This window comes from Morganella sp. HSTU-ASny43, from assembly GCF_022819185.1.
Lineage (GTDB): Bacteria > Pseudomonadota > Gammaproteobacteria > Enterobacterales > Enterobacteriaceae > Morganella > Morganella morganii.
Genome location: NZ_WSPG01000003.1, coordinates 99,738 through 118,878, shown reverse-complemented (window position 1 = coordinate 118,878; position 19,141 = coordinate 99,738). Strand labels below are relative to the sequence as shown.

At 51.6% G+C, this 19,141-nt stretch carries 15 protein-coding genes; 4 read left to right on the top strand and 11 right to left on the bottom strand.

Translation table 11 applies throughout. The features are described from left to right. Positions 1-32: 32 nt before the first annotated feature. The 8 genes from GN208_RS02790 to apt all read right to left on the bottom strand — a co-directional run bounded on the left by GN208_RS02790 (position 33) and on the right by apt (position 8,804). Positions 33-1,022, bottom strand: a complete 990-nt coding sequence (locus GN208_RS02790; RefSeq protein WP_004236488.1) for a Wzz/FepE/Etk N-terminal domain-containing protein — start codon at positions 1,020-1,022, stop codon at positions 33-35. A gap of 176 nt (positions 1,023-1,198) precedes the next feature. Continuing rightward, positions 1,199-2,155, bottom strand: coding sequence for a ferrochelatase (gene hemH, locus GN208_RS02785; RefSeq protein ID WP_004236487.1), 957 nt, complete (start codon positions 2,153-2,155; stop codon positions 1,199-1,201). Between the two features lie 190 nt (positions 2,156-2,345). After that, entirely contained in the window at positions 2,346-2,990 is a 645-nt protein-coding gene (adk, locus tag GN208_RS02780; protein ID WP_004236486.1) for an adenylate kinase, read from the bottom strand. Positions 2,991-3,201: 211 nt separating this feature from the next. Beyond that, positions 3,202-5,076: a molecular chaperone HtpG gene (gene htpG, locus GN208_RS02775; protein ID WP_004236485.1), complete on the bottom strand. Its 1,875-nt coding sequence runs from the start codon at positions 5,074-5,076 to the stop codon at positions 3,202-3,204. A 162-nt stretch (positions 5,077-5,238) separates the two neighbouring features. Then, the gene (gene recR / locus GN208_RS02770) at positions 5,239-5,856 is read right to left on the bottom strand and encodes a recombination mediator RecR (protein WP_004236484.1); all 618 of its coding nucleotides are present in this window, start codon (positions 5,854-5,856) and stop codon (positions 5,239-5,241) included. Beyond that, a complete protein-coding gene (locus GN208_RS02765) occupies positions 5,856-6,185 on the bottom strand; it encodes a YbaB/EbfC family nucleoid-associated protein (RefSeq protein ID WP_015422952.1) in 330 nt (109 codons plus the stop codon). The genes recR and GN208_RS02765 overlap by 1 nt, the downstream gene beginning before the upstream one ends. 44 nt (positions 6,186-6,229) lie before the next feature. Next, complete coding sequence (gene dnaX, locus GN208_RS02760) at positions 6,230-8,158, bottom strand: DNA polymerase III subunit gamma/tau (RefSeq protein ID WP_004236482.1); 1,929 nt, start codon at positions 8,156-8,158, stop codon at positions 6,230-6,232. A gap of 94 nt (positions 8,159-8,252) precedes the next feature. After that, on the bottom strand, positions 8,253-8,804 hold the full coding sequence (apt, locus tag GN208_RS02755) for an adenine phosphoribosyltransferase (protein ID WP_004236481.1): 552 nt from the start codon (positions 8,802-8,804) through the stop codon (positions 8,253-8,255). A gap of 188 nt (positions 8,805-8,992) precedes the next feature. Here apt and GN208_RS02750 point away from each other — a divergent pair, with 188 nt between their 5' ends. Together GN208_RS02750 and rsmS are read left to right on the top strand one after the other, a co-directional pair. Beyond that, positions 8,993-9,538, top strand: coding sequence for a primosomal replication protein (locus tag GN208_RS02750; RefSeq protein ID WP_004236480.1), 546 nt, complete (start codon positions 8,993-8,995; stop codon positions 9,536-9,538). 18 nt (positions 9,539-9,556) lie between these two features. After that, positions 9,557-9,721, top strand: coding sequence for a pleiotropic regulatory protein RsmS (gene rsmS, locus GN208_RS02745; protein ID WP_004236479.1), 165 nt, complete (start codon positions 9,557-9,559; stop codon positions 9,719-9,721). On the opposite strand, the gene mscK is transcribed toward rsmS, so the two are convergent. The 3 genes from mscK to acrR are packed head-to-tail and all read right to left on the bottom strand — an operon-like array spanning position 9,709 to position 14,218. Further along, positions 9,709-13,125: a mechanosensitive channel MscK gene (mscK, locus tag GN208_RS02740; protein WP_015422954.1), complete on the bottom strand. Its 3,417-nt coding sequence runs from the start codon at positions 13,123-13,125 to the stop codon at positions 9,709-9,711. The two genes, rsmS and mscK, sit on opposite strands and share 13 nt — an antisense overlap. Positions 13,126-13,179: 54 nt before the next feature. Next, entirely contained in the window at positions 13,180-13,533 is a 354-nt protein-coding gene (locus GN208_RS02735) for a DsrE family protein (RefSeq protein ID WP_004236477.1), read from the bottom strand. A 37-nt stretch (positions 13,534-13,570) separates the two neighbouring features. Further along, positions 13,571-14,218 (bottom strand): multidrug efflux transporter transcriptional repressor AcrR, encoded by a 648-nt coding sequence (acrR, locus tag GN208_RS02730; protein ID WP_004236476.1) that lies wholly within the window; start codon positions 14,216-14,218, stop codon positions 13,571-13,573. A gap of 125 nt (positions 14,219-14,343) precedes the next feature. On the opposite strand from acrR, the gene GN208_RS02725 reads away from it, so the two are divergent. Further along, on the top strand, positions 14,344-15,540 hold the full coding sequence (locus tag GN208_RS02725) for an efflux RND transporter periplasmic adaptor subunit (protein WP_015422955.1): 1,197 nt from the start codon (positions 14,344-14,346) through the stop codon (positions 15,538-15,540). A gap of 14 nt (positions 15,541-15,554) precedes the next feature. Then, positions 15,555-18,731: an efflux RND transporter permease subunit gene (locus GN208_RS02720; RefSeq protein ID WP_015422956.1), complete on the top strand. Its 3,177-nt coding sequence runs from the start codon at positions 15,555-15,557 to the stop codon at positions 18,729-18,731. The last annotated feature ends 410 nt before the right edge of the window (positions 18,732-19,141 follow it).

Below are 19,141 nucleotides of genomic sequence, written 5' to 3'. Positions count from 1 at the left end.
GACAGAACCCTCAATGTCCGCTCAACCGGAAATTATGCTGATTTTTTTCTGTTAACAAACATATTCCATGCGAAAACCGCCATCACTGACAGAATAAACCCTAAAAAGGCGGATGCGATGAGATACATTTTAGTGCCGGGGCCGTCTTTCACCACCGGCAGATCCGGGGATTCGGTCACGGTGAACGGAACAATGTTCAGTGAGAAAGGCGCGATACTTTTGATGGTTTTCAGCGCATAGGCTCTGTCCAGAAGTTCCGCATCCACAGCCGGTAAATCCAGAGCTTTCAGGGAGTCTCTCATCTGCATCACTGCCGGACGCCCCATGGCACTGTAAGAGGCAACCGGGTCAGCTTCCGGATTCTGAGGCGGAACAGATGCCGCCGCCGGTGCAACCCGTTCAGCTGCAGCCAGGTAAGCCAGCGTTTGCTCCCGCTGATGTTCCGCTCTCACCAGCGCCACATTATACTGACTCTGACCGGCACTCAGCGCAGCGGCCAGGTTTTCCTGTAACTGCGTCTGCATCACATTCTGACTGTATTGTGCGGTGTAATCGAGGTAATCCGACAACATTTGCTGTGCTGTTTGCGGATCTGCCGCAGTGAAGCTCACTTTGGCAGTAGCCGGTTTCAGTATATCGCCGTCCGTTTTCTGAAAACCAAAAGAGCCGGAAACAGCAGTATCGCCCTGTGAGAGGCGGAATGATTCCTGTACTGACGGCGACTGCCAGACAGTACCGAACACATTAAATGCAGCCGGCAGATCAGATACCGCAGTCACATTGAGTGCATTCATCTGCTGGCTGACTTTATCCAGCTCCGGCATGTCACGAAGCTCTGTTGCCGTCACTTCGGCGGTACTGGTCCATTTCTGCGGCAGTATTTTGGAGACACCGAACCCGGCGGCAGCGAATAATACGGTCACAATGACGATAAAAACCTTATGGCGGTATAACAGTTTCAGCAGATCAATAATATCGATCTCGTCATTATTCAGGTTCACTGAACCCTTCTCATTCACCATGTCCGTAGCACCTGTCCTGTCTGCGATGAAGTACTGAATTTCACTTAAAATGAACAATAATATCTGTCATTTTCAGCTAATTAATTGTTACATGATTAATGTTAACATTAATTTCATAAAATTCTACGCATAACAGTGGTATATTTCGGACTATTCCAGATTGGAATGCGAAAAAACTAGCCAACCAACTCTCGCAACAGCTTTATATGAATATCAGCGTCATTAAGGGACTGAATGTAATGATATTCCGCCCCGCCGGAAGACAAAAATAATGCTTTATTCTGTTCCTTAATTTCCTCTAACGTTTCCAGGCAGTCAGCCGAAAATCCCGGGCACATCACCTGAACAGATTTCACGCCTTTTGAGGGTAATAACTTCATTGTTTCATCAGTATAAGGCGTAAGCCACGGCTCACGGCCAAAACGGGACTGATAAGTGTGCATGATATGTTCAGCCGGAAAATTGAGCCTTTCCCGCAGCAATGTCGTCGTGGCCTCACATTCTGCCGGGTAAACATCACCCTCTTTCGCATAACGGACAGGAATACCGTGATAGGATAAAATCAGCCGGTCAGGCACCCCGTGCTCCGCAAATGCGGCCTCCGCTGACTGCGCCAGTGCCTCAATATAGAGCGGGTGTGTCGCGTAACTGCGGATAAAATGCAGTGACGGGAATGTCCGGCGGCGTTTAAAGATATCCGCCAGCCCGTCAAACACCGCAGCGGTGGTTGAGCAGGAATACTGCGGGTACAGCGGCAGGACATCCAGATGTGTCACCCCCTGTGCCAGAAGGGCATCAACGGCGGATTCCAGTGATGGTGAACCATAGCTCATTCCCAGCTCCACCGGTGTGCCCGGCATCTGTGCCGCCAGTGCCGCCTGCTGACGGCGGCTGTATACCAGCAGCGGGGAACCCTCTTCCATCCAGACAGACTGATAAAGCTTCGCCACACGCGGCGAGCGGAACGGCAGCACAATACCGCGCAGAATACACTGCCAGAGCAGCGGAGAGACATCCACCACACGCGGATCACTCAGGAACTGCTTCAGATAGCGTTTTACCGCCGGGGTTTCCGGTGCATCCGGAGTACCTAAGTTAACCAGTAAAACGCCGCGTTTGTGTTGATTTGTCATCAGAAAATCCTGTCAGCAACTGAGAATGATTGTCAGGGTAATGCATTGTATATAATGATTCTTATTCTTTTCTGCCATGTTCTTCATGTTCTTCATCCTTTTGTCCGCAGGTTCGTTGGCTGCTGGTTCACCGGCGGCGCAGGATAAAAAAAGGCAGCCGTTTGGCTGCCTGACAGAAATAAGTGCCGGATTAACCCAGAATACGGGCTAATTCCTGACTGACTTCGCTTACCGGACGGGTGCCGTCAATACGATTGTATTTCACGTCACTCATCTGAGCTTCTTTCTGATAGTACTGGATCAGTGGTGCAGTCAGCTGATGGTATTCCACCAGACGCTTACGGACGGTCTCTTCCTGATCATCTTTACGGATGGTCAGTTCTTCACCGGTCACGTCGTCTTTATTTTCTGTCTTCGGCGGATTGTATTTTACATGATACACACGGCCTGAGCCCGCATGTACGCGGCGGCCGATAATACGGTCAACGATAATTTCATCCGGAACATCAAATTCCAGAACGAAATCAACGGTGATACCGGCTTCTTTCATTGCATCTGCCTGCGGAATGGTACGCGGGAACCCGTCCAGCAGGAAACCATTACGGCAGTCATCCTGTTTGATGCGCTCTTTAACCAGTGCGATAACTAATGCGTCAGTCACTAATTTGCCGTTGTCCATCAATTCTTTTGCCTGGAGACCCAATTCACTGCCGGATTTCACTGCTGCACGCAGCATGTCACCCGTCGAGATCTGAGGGATCCCGTATTTTTCCATGATAAACTGAGCCTGAGTCCCTTTACCGGCGCCCGGAGCGCCGAGCAGAATAATACGCATTGCGTAAACCCCTTGCTGGTTGCTTTTTTATAATTCGGATAAAAACAAGCTACCATACCATTTGTCAGGGTATGGACTCAAGAAAAGCGGGGAAACTCTGACGTTCGTTTTTCCTCATTTCAATAAAAAAACCACATGATCGTCATGAAATCATGTGGTTTTTAAGCGGGTTATGCGCGATTGTGCTCACCCGGCGCGGGAACGCCTGTTTTTAGCCTAATAACAGACTATTCATCCGGGAAACAAATTCGTTCGGATCTTCCAGGGTTCCGCGTTCAACAAACAGTGCCTGGTCGAGCAGCAGATTGATCCAGTCGGCAAAGCGGCTTTCGTCCTGCTGTTCTGCGGCCAGTTTCACCAGCGGATGCTCCGGGTTCAGCTCAAAGTTATATTTCACTTCCGGTGCCTGCTGGCCGGCGGCGGCAAACAGTTTCGCCATCTGAGTGCTCATATCATCGGCGTCGGTGGTGACAATCGCCGGGGTGGAGGTCAGACGATGGGTCAGTTTCACCTCTTTCACACGGTCGCCGAGCAGTGTTTTCACACGCTCAACAAACGGAGCCAGCTCTTTATCCGCTTCTTCTTTCGCTGCCGGATCTTCATCCGCCAGTTTTTCCAGCGATTCATCAGCTTTGCTGACAGACTGGAAGGTTTTACCCTCAAATTCATTGAGGTAATTCATCATCCACTCATCGATACGATCGGAGAGCAGCAGCACTTCAATGCCTTTCTTACGGAACAGTTCCAGGTGCGGGCTGTTTTTCGCAGCCGCATAGCTGTCTGCGGTGATGTAGTAAATTTTCTCCTGACCTTCCGCCATGCGGGATACATAATCCGCCAGGGAAACGGTCTGCGCGGAGGTGTCTTCCTTCGTGCTGGCAAAACGCAGCAGTTTGGCGATCAGTTCCGCATTGGAGCTGTCCTCGCCCGGACCTTCTTTCAGAACCAGGCCGAACTGCTGCCAGAATGTCTGGTATTTTTCCGCGTCATTATTGGCCAGTTTTTCCAGCATCTGCAGAACACGTTTGGTCAGGGCGCTGCGCAGGCTGCGGGTGACGGCGCTGTCCTGTAAAATCTCACGGGAAACGTTGAGCGGCAGATCATTGGAATCTATCAGGCCGCGCACAAAGCGCAGATAGTTCGGCATAAACTGTTCCGCGTCATCCATGATAAACACGCGCTGGACATACAGGCTCAGGCCACGGCGCTGGTCGCGGTGCCAAAGGTCAAACGGAGCCACGGACGGGATATAGAGCAGACTGGTGTACTCCTGCTTCCCTTCCACGCGGTTATGCGCCCATGTCAGCGGATCCGCAAAGTCATGGGAGAGATGCTTGTAAAACTCATTATATTCTTCATCACTGATGTCGTTTTTATTGCGCGTCCACAGTGCCTGAGCTTTGTTGATTTTCTCCCAGATAACGGTGCCGTCTTCTTCATTTTTGCTTTCGATTTCCACCGGCAGCGCAATATGGTCGGAATATTTGCCGATAACCGAGCGCAGACGCCAGTCATCGAGGAACTCATCTTCCCCTTCACGGAAATGCAGGGTGATTTCGGTACCGCGTGAATCTTTATGGGTTTTGGCGATAGAGTAATCCCCTTCCCCTTCAGATTCCCAGAACACCGCCTGATCAGACGGCACACCCGCCGCACGGGTGATCACAGTGACTTTGTCCGCCACGATAAAGGCGGAATAGAAACCCACCCCGAACTGGCCGATCAGCTGGCTGTCTTTGGCCGCGTCAGAGCCGAGTGATTCCAGGAAAGCTTTGGTGCCGGATTTGGCAATGGTACCCAGGTTGTCGATGACCTCATCGCGGGTCATCCCGATACCGTTATCACTGATGGTCAGAGTGCGCTTTTCTTTATCAGCGGACAGCCGGACATGCAGATCACCGTCATTTCCATACAGTGAACTGTCGGATAAGGCACGGAAACGCAGCTTATCGGCCGCATCAGAAGCGTTGGAGATAAGCTCGCGCAGGAAAATTTCTTTGTTGGAATAAAGTGAGTGGATCATTAACTGCAGAAGTTGTTTTACTTCTGACTGAAAACCACGGGTTTCTTGTTCTTGCAGACTCATGAATAACCTCAAACTGACTTATCAACGAAAAAAAACAGGATAAAAATCAGGTGGGGCCGGTCTTTGGGTTTTCAAGGCAAACGGGGAATTTTTTGTGACAATTCTGAGGAAAAGTGACAGACGGCACAGGCCGTCTGTCCGGGTAACAGGCAGAAACCGCCGTCAGTAATCGCTGTTGTAACGGATTTTCTGACGTCCGGCGATGGAGTGGGACAAGGTCGTGCCATCCACCATTTCCAGCTCACCGCCGACCGGTACGCCGTGGGCGATACGGCTGGCGGAAACATCATACTGCGCGCACATTTCCGCAATATAGTTGGCAGTGGCTTCCCCTTCCACTGTCGGATTGGTAGCCAGGATCACCTCAGTGATGGTTTCCTGAGACAGCCGCTCCTCCAGTTTATCCAGCCCGATATCCATCGGACCGATGCCGTCCAGCGGTGACAGGTGTCCCATCAGCACAAAGTAGCGGCCGGAGAACTGCCCTGTCTGCTCAATCGCGTGGATATCCGCCGGGCTTTCCACCACACAGATAAGACCGGTCTGCTGACGGCGCGGGTTGGCGCAGATAGTGCACTGTTCCTGCTCGGTAAAGGTCCGGCAGTCCCGGCAGTGGCCGATTTCCGACATGGCACGGGTCAGTGCCTGTGCCAGACGCATCCCGCCGCTGCGGTCGCGCTGTAACAGCTGAAACGCCATACGCTGTGCCGATTTCGGCCCGACGCCCGGCAGGCAGCGCAGGGCGTCCATCAGTGCTTCAAGAAGCGGACTGGTTTGCATCAGAACGGCATCTTAAAGCCCGGCGGCAGCTGCATTCCGCTGGAGACTGACGCCATTTTTTCTTTCTGGGTTTCGTCGATACGACGCGCGGCATCATTGAATGCGGCAGCAATCAGATCTTCGAGCATCTCTTTGTCGTCTTCCATCAGGCTTGGATCGATTTCCACGCGGCGGCAGTTATGTGCGCCGTTGATAGTCACTTTAACCAGGCCTGCACCGGATTCACCGGTGACTTCCGTATTTGCAATCTCTTCCTGCATCTGCTGCATTTTATCCTGCATTTGCTGGGCTTGTTTCATGAGATTGCCCAAACCGCCTTTACCGAACATAGTTTTCTCTCTTTGACTAAATTGCGTATTCTAACGCAAGGTGGTTAAACAGGCCGGATACTCTCTTCATCCAGTTCCGCATCAAAAAAGGTCAGCAGAGTCTGAATGGTTTTATCCGTCACAATGGACTGACGCGCCTGCGCCAGCATCTCTTCATAGATAGCCTGCCGCCATTCCAGCGGCGTTTTCATGCTGACATCATCGTCTTCACAAATTGTGAGACTGATAACTTTACCATAAAGTTCACTCAGTGCATCACTCAGCACGCTGTGTGCTGATTTTGAATTCAGGTGGCGCTGTGAGGTGCGCAGATGCAGACAGATACTGTCTTCCCCGGTCTGCTCTTTCACCGCGTTCAGCGCCAGTTGCTGCACCAGTTTCGGCAGCTGCATTTTATCAATATCCGCCGCCCACGGATCCCGTTCCCGGGCAGCAACAGCCAGTTTTTCAGCCACTTCCGGCGTTTTTTCGTGCTCAAGGGCTTTTTTGATATCTTTCGGCCGCGCAACCGGGAGTTTCTCTTCCGGTTCATCCTGTTTCTGCGGACGCCACTGATACGGCTGCGGTTTACCGGATGCTTTCGGCTGTGGTGCAGACACAGCACGGCCCCGGCGGTTTTCAGTCACGGCAGCGAGTCGCTCCAGTGCTGAGTTCGCCGGTTTACCCTTTTCAGTTAAGGTAACCGGCTCAGACTTTTTTGACGGCGGGATCTCCTGCCGGTTCAGTGCGTCACGGGCTTTCAGCAACTGGGCGGTCGGGTTGTTTTCCGTTTCCTGCGGTATCGCCGGCGGTATGCTGCGCGCCGGTGCGTCCGGTGCCGCTGTCTGCGGTTGTGACGGCAGGGAAACCGGTGCCACGGACGGCGCGGTGATCACTTCATCAATCACATTACGCGGATGAAATGCCAGTGCGCGCAGCAGTGCCATTTCAGCGCCCATGCGTCTGTCAGGGGCATACGGCAGCTCTTTGCGGCCGACCAGCAGTGTCTGATAATAGAGTTGCAGATCCGCTGGGGCAATGGCCCGGGCCAGGATGCGCAGACGTTCTTCTGTCACCCCGGCACTGTTATCCTGTACCGGCAGCAGTTGCAGCATGGCGATTTTATGCAGCGCGGCCAGCATTTCTGTCAGCAGGTTATCCCAGTCCGCGCCCCGTGATGCGGCATCATTCACGCCGTTCATCACCTGAACGCCATCCCCTTTCACCAGGGCTTCCAGGATAGTCAGCGGCTGTTCGTCGTCCAGAGTGCCGAGCATCTGCGTTACCACGTCGGTGGTCACTTTTCCGGCCCCCAGGGCAATCGCCTGGTCCGCCAGACTCAGCGCGTCACGCATACTGCCGTCTGCGGCACGGGCCAGTAACAGCCGTGCACGGGCATCGTTTTCAATCTGTTCTGCGGTCAGAATGGTATCGAGCTGCTGACTGATCTGATCCACATCCAGCGCTTTGAGATGGAACTGTAAGCAGCGGGATAAAATCGTCACCGGCAGTTTTTGCGGATCGGTGGTTGCCAGCAGGAATTTGACGTGCTCCGGCGGCTCTTCCAGGGTTTTCAGCAGCGCATTAAAGCTGTGACGGGAGAGCATGTGAACTTCGTCGATAAGATAGACTTTGAAACGCCCGCGCGACGGGGCGTACTGGACGTTATCCAGCAGTTCACGGGTATCTTCCACCTTGGTGCGCGATGCGGCATCGATCTCAATCAGATCAACAAACCGCCCCTGCTCAATTTCCAGGCAGTTCTGGCATTTACCGCACGGCGTGGCCGTGATGCCCTGTTCACAGTTAAGACCTTTGGCAAACAGGCGTGCCAGGGTGGTTTTTCCGACCCCGCGGGTACCGGAAAAGAGATAGGCATGATGCAGCCGCTGATGTTCCAGCCCGTTTGCGAGCGCTGTCAGAACATGCTGCTGACCGATAACCTGTGAAAATGTTTGTGGTCGCCACTTACGGGCAAGGACTTGATAGCTCATGGATTCCGCAGAGAGTGAACATGATTTTCCATCATGCTACCACAGCCTCACCACAATGGGCGAGGCTGAGTTTGCGTTTAATACGGGGAGAGACTCAGCCGCCGGCATATTCCAGCAGGCAGAAGCTGTGCACACCTTCCGCTTCAAGGCGTTCCGCGCCGCCGAGATCAGGCAGGCCGATAATAAAGGCTGCTTCATGCACTTCACCGCCCAGACGACGGATCAGACGGATAGTCGCATTGACGGTACCGCCGGTGGCCAGCAGGTCATCGACAACCAGCACGTTGTCACCACTGCTGATGCTGTCTTTATGCATCTCCAGGGTATCAGTGCCGTATTCCAGATCATAGGTCTCGCTGAGGGTACCACACGGTAATTTCCCTTTTTTGCGGACCGGCACAAAGCCGACACCCAGACGTAACGCAACCGGTGCGCCGAATAAGAATCCACGGGCTTCAGTGCCCACGACTTTGGTGATCCCTTTGTCTGCGAAATGCTCCACCAGCATATCAATCGTCAGACGATAGGCTTCCGGATTGGCCAGTAATGTGGTGATGTCGCGAAACAGTACCCCTTCCTTAGGATAGTCAGGGATAGTCCGGATACTTTCTTTAATAAATTGCAGTTGTTCAGCAGTTGCGCTCATAATGGGTGCCATAGAGATAACACGAAACCTCAGAATCTATGCAAATCAGGGGAAAATTGCAACCGTATCCCGTGACTTTGCCGATTATTTGTTGTTTTATATCAAACAGACTAAAAAATGCTTCTGCAACTATAGATCCTCAACAGATCCTCAACAACGATCCCGGGCACATTTCACTGAGGCGGATAATGAACACCAGACAATTGTTACAGGCGCTGCGGCAGAAAATCAGCGCGCTGGAAGAGCAGATTGCCCCGATAGCAGACCGGGAACTGAGCCAGCGCCGCTTCGATGATACCCTGTTCGCCGCCCGTAATAAAACCCTGCGCCTGTGCATGGATGAATTACTGCACCATACTGACCAGCTGGCGCAGTGTGCGGATGAAAACCGGGCTGAACAGGTACGTTTTCTGGCGGAAAAAATTGTCGCCCAGATTGCGGCACTGAACCGCGAGGCCGCCACTCAGGCGCTGCGCCAGAAAGAACAGAGCTATGTGAAACGGGACAGCCAGGTGGATCTGTATCAGCGTCTGGCGCAGCATCAGGATTATGAGCGCCGCCTGGCTCAGATGACCGATGACCGCGAACTGGCACTCGGCCGCGCACAGACCTTTGCCGAACAGCAAAAAATCCAGAAAGAGCTGGCGGCTCTGGCCGGACGCCTTGTCCGCTGCCGTCAGGCTTTACAGCGCATAGAGCGGCAGATTGAACGCCACGACGGCACCGAATTTTAATCAGATACCGGATACCCCATGAGTCTTGAAAATGCCCCCGATGAGGTAAAACTGGCGGTCGATCTTATCTGTCTGCTGGAAGAGAACCGCATCCCGGCCGCAACCGTGCTCGCGGCGTTACAGATTGTCCGCCGCGATTATGAAAACAAACTGCGCGATACAGAGAACGATCAGGCCGGCTGAGCGCCGTCATCCTTCTCTTTTCCCTGCACCTGTACTTCTTTGCCGCTGTTCTGATCGTGGAGATACACTTCCAGCTGATTGAAGGCGATATTAATATCGTTTTCGCGCGCCATCCGGTCAATCGCGCGGTTCACTTCATCCGTGGTGGCACTGCGGTCGCCGATAGTGCGCACATAGAAACGCAGCTGGTGATCGAGGCTGCTGGCACCAAACTCGGTGAAATACACACCCGGCGCCGGGTCGGTCATTACTTTCGGGTTATCCGTAGCCGCTTTCAGCAAGACCTCTTTCACCTTCGCCAGATCCGAGCCGTAAGCCACACCGACATTAATCACAATCCGCGTTACCGTATCAGAGAGTGACCAGTTGGTCAGGCGCTCGGTCATAAAGGCTTTGTTCGGGATAATGACTTCTTTGCGGTCAAAATCAATCACCGTGGTCGCACGGATGCGGATCTTGTTAACCGTACCGGAGAAAGTACCGATAGTGACGGTATCGCCGATACGGATCGGGCGTTCGAACAAAATAATGATACCCGAAACAAAGTTAGCAAAGATTTCCTGTAACCCGAAGCTGAGACCGAAGGTTAAGGCTGCTGCCAGCCACTGTAATTTACCCCACGACACCCCGAGGGTGCCGAACGCGGCAATCGTCCCGATCCCGACAATCAGATAAGTCAGAATGGTGGTGATAGCGTACGAGGTGCCCTGGCGCAGCGAGAGCCGCGAGAGTACAAGGACTTCAAGCAGACCGGGCAGGTTGCGCATCATTATCCAGGACACCACCACAATCAGGACAGACAGGATCAGATCCCCGAGCGTGATTGCCTCCACCACATTCCCCAGCGCGGTATCGACGTTGTAATGCCACAGCGTGATACTGTCAAAGAAGGAGAAAATGGTAATAAAATCAGACCATATGCCGTAGAACGCCGCTGCAAAGACAATAAACAGAACCATCGAGGTCAGACGCAGTGACTGCTGGTTAATCAGCTCCATCGACATCGGCGGCTCTTCCACAATCACATCCGGGACATCATCCCCCTCATGCTGCTCTTTATGCTGAACCTGCTGTTTCTGCCGGCGGGCCAGCGCACGCTGATAGGTCAGACGCCGTGCCGCCAGTGCCAGGCCGCGCAGACTGGTATGATAGACGATATACCACAGCAGCAGCAGATAGAGACTGTCTATCCAGCGGCTGCTCAGGCGCAGTGCCGTGTAGTAATACCCCAGCCCGACCAGCACCACCAGTACCAGCGGGGAGAATGTCAGTAAAGTCAGCAGGAACGCCCGCACCAGATGAGAGCCCTTCTCGCGCCAGATTTCAATGCAGAACGGCAATGTGAATGCAAAGACAAACACCAGTGCCACCGGCACCACCAGCTGACCAATCACATCATCCACCAGGCGCAGCGGGTATTCCATCCCGTAAGCCGCCCACAGCATAATCGGCAGCAGCGGCAGCGCCAGGCGCACCAGTCTGCGGCGGCCGGTACGGCAGATTTCAGGATCGATCCCGAAGTGTGTGACTGCAATTCCCTCCGGTTTCATAATCCGGTAACTCCACTCGAACAGCACCCAGAAGAGAGCCAGCTGGCGGGAGATAGTCCACATCAGTGCGGAATCCGCACTGCCGGTTTTCAGGCAGAAATAGCCGAAGGCAATCACAAACAGTGAGGACGGCAGGGTTTTGATCAGCATCAGTCCCAGCGCCATTGGTGTGTAGATCTGGCGGTCTTTTTTCAGCCGCCCGACATCAGCATTAATTTCAGCAAGTTTGGTATCAATATTCTTGGTGCCGAAACGCAGCAGCAGCGCAATAATCAGCAGCGGAATAGTAATAAAGAGGGAATCGACAAAACCGTTGATCAGGCTTTGCAGCGACCAGTTCAGATCCAGTGACGTCAGTTCCTGTTTGGCCGCGCCCGGGAAGGACTGGAACCAGGCCAGGTTGACCGGTTTGTTACTGTTGACCCAGAAAATCTGCTGCGCGAGGGTTTTCTCCAGTGAGGCCACCACGGTGACCAGTTGAGTCTGATCCAGCTGCAGGTTAATCGCCTGGGAAATCTGGTTACCCATCTGGGTATTCAGCTGATCCAATAAATCCTGACGGACAGACACCACCTGCATCAGCGCATGTTTCTGAGCCCGCAGCTCTGCTGCGGTCGCCGGCATATCATGGGTTTTGGCGTACTCGTCAATCATGGTGCTGACAAAGTTGTCCGGCTGATAAAGCTTGTCGCGCTGCTGGTTGATTTCAAACTGCGCCAGACGCATATCCGCAATCCGGTCCGGCAAATCTTTAATCAGCAAATCCGGCGGCAGGTAGATCTGCTCTTTAAACAGGATACGGGAGAGCAGCAGGCTGCCGCGCAGCACGGTGATCTGCTCTTTGAGGTTGCGCTCGGATTGCAGTGCGCGATCCAGAATACTGCGTACCTTAATAGAGCGCTGCACCAACTGGTTATTATCGCGGGTGGCGGCGACCAGTTTTTCACTTAAATCATGGTTGAGCGCGATTTCACGCTGCACCAGCGGATCATCCTGCATATTGCGCTGGGTATCATCCGAACTCTGCGCCTCTTTGGCCGCCTCTTCCGAATAATCCAGCCGCTTGCCGCTGACCGTTTCCTGAATTACATCAATATTACTTTCCAGCTGTTTGATGCGCTCCACCACATAGTCACGCTGCACCTGCAGCAGATTCTGTAACTGGGTGTTCGACTGTAATGCCCGTTTCTGATAATCAATCTGCTGCTGTAAGTAATACTGCTCCACCTGAAGGGCTTCAATTTCCGTCGGCCGCAGCACTTTCTGGGCCGCCATCGAATCATTCAGCAGGACGCGGATCTGCTGCAGACGCTGCACATTACCGTACATAATATTCTGTGCGCGCTCAGGCTGAGTCTGGAGAGCAATCAGATCACTATTATAAGAAGAGAGGTTATTCTGTGCGGTCTGCAACGCCTCAAGGGTGCTGTTAAGTTTCAGCTCCAGTTGCGAGAGCGGCAGATTTTCAATGGAGGCCCGGTATTCCGCCAGTCCTTCATCAGTTAATGATTTTATCTGCGTTAATTTTTGTGTGACCTGATCTGACAGTTTCGGGGCTTCATCCACCCGTTTTTTCAGTGCCTGTGATTTTTCTTTCAGGGCATCGAGATTGTCATAAAACACCAGCGCCCGCTCCAGATCCTGCACTGACAGCTTATCAGCGGCAGTCTGTTCTTTGCGGTTATTCAGGGCATTGAGTTCGGTCTGAATGGTGTTGCGGTCAGGAATATCCTGTACGGCCGCCACCGCGCTGTTCTGAACCAGCACCGGCAGCAGAAATATGAAACAGGTAAAAAGACGGAGGAAAATCTGCCTCAGCAGACCGGAAGCCGGGACACGGCTGATTCGCTTCATAATAATATCCACCTGTATCTGCCCTTCCCCGGCTGTCTGTTTCAGGTTATCTGATTAAAAGGTAATGATTTTTTCTGCATCAAGTGACCACTGCGCCAGCTCGGCCAGTGTCCCGACCTGCACGCCGTCCACCAGCGGAAGCTCAGTGATACCGCGGGCATCGGTGCAGGTTTTGCACAGCTTAATGTCTGTTTTCTGTGCCACCAGGATCTCCAGCATCTGTTTCAGGTTATAACCCTCTTTCGGCTGCTGACCGCGTAACCCGGCAACCACCGCATCTGACATCAGAAAAACATTCATCGGCACCTGACTGTCCTGCTCTTTAATCGCAATTGCCAGACGCAGTGCGTTAAATAAAGATTCACTGCCATACGCAGCGCCATTGGCAATAATTAATACAGGCTTCATACATGATATCCTTAAGGTTAATGTTATAAAATGTAAATCAGGCGTCTGCCGGCGGTAGCTGCATATTTTTACTGAGCATTAACATATCCAGATAACCGTCAACCAAATATTCAGCCTGCCCGCTGATATTAAAACTCTCGCTGGAAAAGAGCCAGTTTTCTAACAGCCCGGTTATCATTCCGCGCAGCATGATGGCGGCACGACGCAGGTCGAGAGTTGAAGGCAGCAGCCCCAGTGTGACACTTTCAATCAGGAACGACTCTATTCTTGAGTATTCCGCAGCATATAAATTTTGTCTGATGGTAATTAATTCGCTCATTTCACCGGTAAATTCACATTTATGAAATGAAATGCTCAGAATAGCCCGCATTTTGGGATCGGAAGCCACAGACGTCAGAATGTAAATTAATATTTTCTTAAACACTAAAAGTGGATTATCCGGGTATTTTGCCCGATACTCTTGTTCAATAAAGCCAATTTTCGTATCGGTTATCGAACAGACTTCAGTAAACAGATCAACTTTATTTTTGAAGTGCCAATAGATCGCACCACGGGTCACACCTGCTTGTTTTGCAATATCCACTAATGACGTCGCAGACACGCCCTGCTCACTGAAGGCGGTTAACGCGGCATCAATAATCTGGCGGCGGGTTTCTCCGGCCTGTTGTTTAGTTTTTCGTGCCATGTAAGGCCTGTGTCATCTGAAGTTAATTTACATACATTCGTGTATGTTTGTATTATAGCACGCTGATTTATTAGTTAATCAACCATATTTACCGGTTAAAAATCGACATTTTATAGAGGTTTACTATGCGAAAAAACAGAGGCGTTCTACCTCTGGCGATGCTCGTTCTGTCCGGGAGCTTTCTGCTGTCCGGATGTGGTGAAGAGCAGAAGCAAGGGGGCGAAATGCCACCGCCGGATGTTAAAGTCGTCACACTGAAAGCTGCACCACTGACAGTGAGCACGGAACTGCCGGGACGAACTTCTGCTTACCGCATCGCGGAAGTGCGCCCTCAGGTCGGCGGCATTATTTTAAAACGCAACTACAAAGAAGGAAGTGACGTCAAAGAAGGCGAATCGCTCTATCAAATTGATCCGGCTCCTTTTCAGGCCACGCTGAACAGCGCGCAGGCTGAACTGGCAAAAGCCAGAGCGAATGCCGAACTGGCCCGCCTGACAGTGAACCGCTATAAACCGTTGCTGGGAACAAACTATATCAGCCGCCAGGATTATGATGAGGCTGTCTCCACACATGCACAGGCTCAGGCTGCGGTCCGGGCTGCACAGGCAGCTGTTCAGACAGCACAAATCAACCTGAACTATACCAAAGTCACTTCACCGATTTCCGGTCTGTCCGGTAAATCAAACGTGACTGAAGGTGCATTAGTGGCAACAGGTCAGAGCCAGCCGCTGACACTGGTTCAGCAGATTGACCCTATCTATGTGGATGTGACCCAGTCCAGCGATGATTATCTGCGCCTGAAACACGAAATCGCCAGCGGTGCCGTGGATAAAGAACAGGGCAAAGTTGCGGTCAGCCTGGTGACAGCTGAAAACAAAGATTATACCCATAAAGGTTATCTGGAATTCTCCGATGTGACTGTCGACGAAACCACCGGCTCCATCACCATGCGTGCTGTGTTCCCTAACCCGCAGGAATCCCTGCTGCCGGGCATGTTTGTCCGCGCCCGTGTGGATGAAGGTGTGCGTCCTGACGCCATCCTGGTTCCGCAGCAAGGGGTTATCCGTACAGCAAAAGGCGGTGCGGTGGTTAACGTGGTTAACGCCAAAAACGAAATCGAAGTCCGTCCGGTCACTGTCGGCCAGGCATATGGTAACAAATGGCTGGTTACCGCCGGTGTGAATAACGGCGAACGTGTTGTTGTCGAAGGCTTCCAGAAAATCAAGCAGGGTGCTGTCGTTAAGGCAACAGAGGTGGATTTAAATGCACAGCCGGCAACAGCTGCGCCGAAAGAAACTGAATCTGCCAGGAAGTCCCAATAAGGAGTCAGTGATTCATGCCAAAGTTTTTTATTGAAAGACCGATATTTGCATGGGTAATCGCCATTATTACCATGCTTGCAGGTCTGTTGGCGATCATGAAACTGCCGGTGGCACAGTATCCGACTGTTGCCCCGCCGGCGATTTCGATTTCCGCAACCTATCCGGGTGCGGATGCCGAGACGGTTCAGAATACGGTAACCCAGGTTATCGAACAGAACATGAACGGTATCGACAAAATGGTGTACATGTCTTCAACCAGTGACTCAGCAGGTAACATGAGTATCTCGCTGACCTTTGAAGCTGACGCCGATCCGGATATTGCCCAGGTTCAGGTACAGAACAAACTGCAGCTGGCTATGCCGTTACTGCCGCAGGAAGTGCAGCAACAGGGGATTACGGTTCAGAAATCAACCAGCTCCTTCCTGTTGGTTGCCGCGTTTATTTCCGATGATAAAGACATGACGCAGGATGATATTGCGGACTATGTCGGTTCAAACGTGAAAGACCCGCTCAGCCGTGTAACCGGTGTGGGGGAAACCCAGCTCTTCGGTACCCAGTACGCCATGCGTATCTGGCTCGATCCCGATAAACTGGTGAAGTACAACCTGACCACTGTCGATGTTATCAATTCGATTAAAATTCAGAACAACCAGGTTGCTGCCGGTCAGCTCGGGGGAACGCCCTCTGTTAAAGATCAGCGTCTGAACGCATCGATCATTGCACAGACCCGGCTGAATACTCCTGAGCAGTTCCAGGAAATCATGCTGCGCGTGAATACTGACGGTTCTGTTGTCCGTCTGAAAGACGTTGCTTATGTGGAACTCGGTGCAGAGAACTACGGGATTATCGCGCGTTATAACGGTAAACCATCTGCCGGTATCGGGGTTAAACTTGCCACAGGGGCCAACGCCCTGGATACAGCAAACGCAGTTCGTGAAAAACTGGCTGAAATGCAGCCGTATTTCCCGGACGGAATGCAGGTTGTTTATCCATACGATACAACACCATTCGTTAAAATCTCCATTTTCGAAGTGGTGAAAACACTGGTCGAAGCAATCATGCTGGTGTTTGTGGTGATGTATCTGTTCCTGCAAAATTTCCGTGCAACATTGATCCCGACTATCGCTGTTCCGGTCGTGTTATTAGGTACATTCGCCGTTCTTGCCGCCTTCGGGTATTCGATAAATACCCTGACGATGTTCGCGATGGTGCTGGCCATCGGCCTGCTGGTGGATGACGCCATCGTGGTGGTGGAAAACGTTGAACGTGTTATGCAGGAAACCGGCCTGCCGCCGAAAGAAGCCACAAAAGTATCGATGGGGCAGATTCAGGGTGCCCTGATGGGTATCGCCATGGTGCTTTCTGCGGTATTTATTCCGATGGCGTTCTTCGGGGGTTCAACCGGGGCAATTTACCGTCAGTTCTCTGTAACTATCGTATCAGCCATGATCCTGTCAGTATTAGTGGCATTAATTCTGACACCGGCCCTGTGTTCCACCATGCTGAAGCCTATCAAACAGGGCAGCCACGGTGCTCAGACCGGATTCTTCGGCTGGTTCAACCGGATCTTTGAGAAACAGACTCACCACTATACTGACAGCGTGGGTCGCATGCTGCGCGGTACCGGTCGTTATCTGCTGCTGTATGTTGTGCTGGTTGCAGCCATGATTGTGATGTTTGTCCGTCTGCCGTCTTCCTTCTTACCGGAAGAAGACCAGGGGGTATTCCTTGCCATGGTTCAGTTACCTCCGGGCTCCACACAGGAACAGACTCAGGTTGTCCTTAATGAAGTCAGTGATTACTTCATTAATACTGAGAAGAATGTGGTGGAATCTGCCTTTACCGTTAACGGCTTCGGTTTCGCCGGTCAGGGACAGAACATGGGTCTGGCTTTCGTTGTCCTGAAAAACTGGGATGAACGTAAAGCGAAAGAAGATAAAGTGGAAGCTATTGTCGGCCGTGCCAACGCGAAATTCAGCCAGAATTCAGGCGCCATTATTTATGCGTTCAACATTCCGGCAATTGTTGAGCTCGGCACATCCAGCGGCTTTGACCTTGAACTGATGGACAATGCCAACCACGGACATGAAGCTCTGACTCAGGCCCGTAACCAGTTACTGGGACTTGCAGGCAAACATCCGGATATGCTGGTTCAGGTTCGTCCGAACGGGATGGAAGATACATCTCAGTATCATCTCTATGTTGATCAGCAGAAAGCTGAAGCATTAGGTGTGGACATCAGCACTATCAATGCGACAATGAGCACCATGTTCGGCGGAACATACGTCAACGACTTTATCGATCGCGGACGTGTCAAAAAAGTCTATATTCAGAGTGATGCACAATTCCGTATGCTTCCTCAGAATATTTCTGAACAGTATGTCCGCAATAACAACGGTCAGATGGTTCCGTTCTCCGCCTTTGTTGATACGAAGAAAGATCCGTGGTCATTTGGTTCACCACGTCTGGAGCGTTACAACGGTTTACCGGCTATGCAGATTCAGGGGAGTGCCGCACCGGGTAAAAGTAGTGGTGATGCGATGAACCTGATGGAAGACCTGGCAAAAGAATTGCCGCCTGGCTTCGGCGTTGAGTGGACAGGTATGTCTTATCAGGAAAAAATGTCCGGTAACCAGGCGCCTGCGCTGTATACCATCTCACTCATTATCGTCTTCCTTTGTCTGGCAGCGTTATATGAAAGCTGGTCGGTTCCGTTCTCTGTTATGCTGGTCGTTCCGCTCGGGGTTATCGGCGCGCTGTTGCTGACCCATGCACGCGGGCTGGAAAACGACGTGTACTTCAAGGTCGGCCTGCTGACAACCATCGGTCTGTCGGCGAAGAACGCCATCCTGATTGTGGAATTCGCCAAAGACCTGATGGAGAAAGAAGGTAAAGGGCTGATTGAAGCAACACTGGAAGCCGTTAAGATGCGTCTGCGTCCTATCCTGATGACATCACTGGCCTTTATGCTCGGGGTTATTCCGTTAGTCCTGAGTAACGGTGCCGGTTCCGGTGCACAGAACGCCGTAGGTACAGGTGTGTTCGGTGGTATGATCGCCGCAACCTCACTGGCTATCTTCTTCGTACCGGTCTTCTATGTGGTTATCCGCCGCCGCTTCAGTAAGAAGAATGAGGACATTGAGCATGCTCATGCGGTAACGCAAAAGAGCGATAGTCCTGACGGATTTTAATCCTGCTTAAACATAAAAAGGTCACATTAGTGACCTTTTTTATTTTTTTGACATGATGAATATTTTTAAATTTGAGTAAGAAAAACTTAAATAAACAATAGATGAATGTAAATTATAACATTTTGCAAATGTAAGGTTTTGTCATAACACGTTATGATTCATCACCTGCCCTTTCCCATAAAAATTCAGTAAATTTAAGCAGATGAGTAATTATAACCTGTGTATCAGCGCATTTATTCTGCATTTAAATTTACTTTTTTTGTATTTTGGCTAGTGACAAGAGCGGAAATAGTGTTATATTACTAACAGGGTTAACTCAGACCTTTTTATTCACATCTTTTTCCGGAACATCACGTTCACTGACTGAAACAGATTAACACGTAATCAGCGTCTGGTTATCCGCTTGTGCT

Excerpts from the sequence above, each read along its gene's own strand:
- rsmS (WP_004236479.1), top strand. The coding sequence starts at position 9,557 with ATGAGTCTTGAAAATGCCCCCGATGAGGTAAAACTGGCGGTCGATCTT.
- recR (WP_004236484.1), bottom strand. The coding sequence starts at position 5,856 with ATGCAAACCAGTCCGCTTCTTGAAGCACTGATGGACGCCCTGCGCTGC.
- apt (WP_004236481.1), bottom strand. The coding sequence starts at position 8,804 with ATGAGCGCAACTGCTGAACAACTGCAATTTATTAAAGAAAGTATCCGG.
- GN208_RS02765 (WP_015422952.1), bottom strand. The coding sequence starts at position 6,185 with ATGTTCGGTAAAGGCGGTTTGGGCAATCTCATGAAACAAGCCCAGCAA.
- acrR (WP_004236476.1), bottom strand. The coding sequence starts at position 14,218 with ATGGCACGAAAAACTAAACAACAGGCCGGAGAAACCCGCCGCCAGATT.
- GN208_RS02790 (WP_004236488.1), bottom strand. The coding sequence starts at position 1,022 with ATGGTGAATGAGAAGGGTTCAGTGAACCTGAATAATGACGAGATCGAT.
- htpG (WP_004236485.1), bottom strand. The coding sequence starts at position 5,076 with ATGAGTCTGCAAGAACAAGAAACCCGTGGTTTTCAGTCAGAAGTAAAA.
- hemH (WP_004236487.1), bottom strand. The coding sequence starts at position 2,155 with ATGACAAATCAACACAAACGCGGCGTTTTACTGGTTAACTTAGGTACT.
- dnaX (WP_004236482.1), bottom strand. The coding sequence starts at position 8,158 with ATGAGCTATCAAGTCCTTGCCCGTAAGTGGCGACCACAAACATTTTCA.
- mscK (WP_015422954.1), bottom strand. The coding sequence starts at position 13,125 with ATGAAGCGAATCAGCCGTGTCCCGGCTTCCGGTCTGCTGAGGCAGATT.
- adk (WP_004236486.1), bottom strand. The coding sequence starts at position 2,990 with ATGCGTATTATTCTGCTCGGCGCTCCGGGCGCCGGTAAAGGGACTCAG.
- GN208_RS02750 (WP_004236480.1), top strand. The coding sequence starts at position 8,993 with ATGAACACCAGACAATTGTTACAGGCGCTGCGGCAGAAAATCAGCGCG.
- GN208_RS02725 (WP_015422955.1), top strand. The coding sequence starts at position 14,344 with ATGCGAAAAAACAGAGGCGTTCTACCTCTGGCGATGCTCGTTCTGTCC.
- GN208_RS02735 (WP_004236477.1), bottom strand. The coding sequence starts at position 13,533 with ATGAAGCCTGTATTAATTATTGCCAATGGCGCTGCGTATGGCAGTGAA.
- GN208_RS02720 (WP_015422956.1), top strand. The coding sequence starts at position 15,555 with ATGCCAAAGTTTTTTATTGAAAGACCGATATTTGCATGGGTAATCGCC.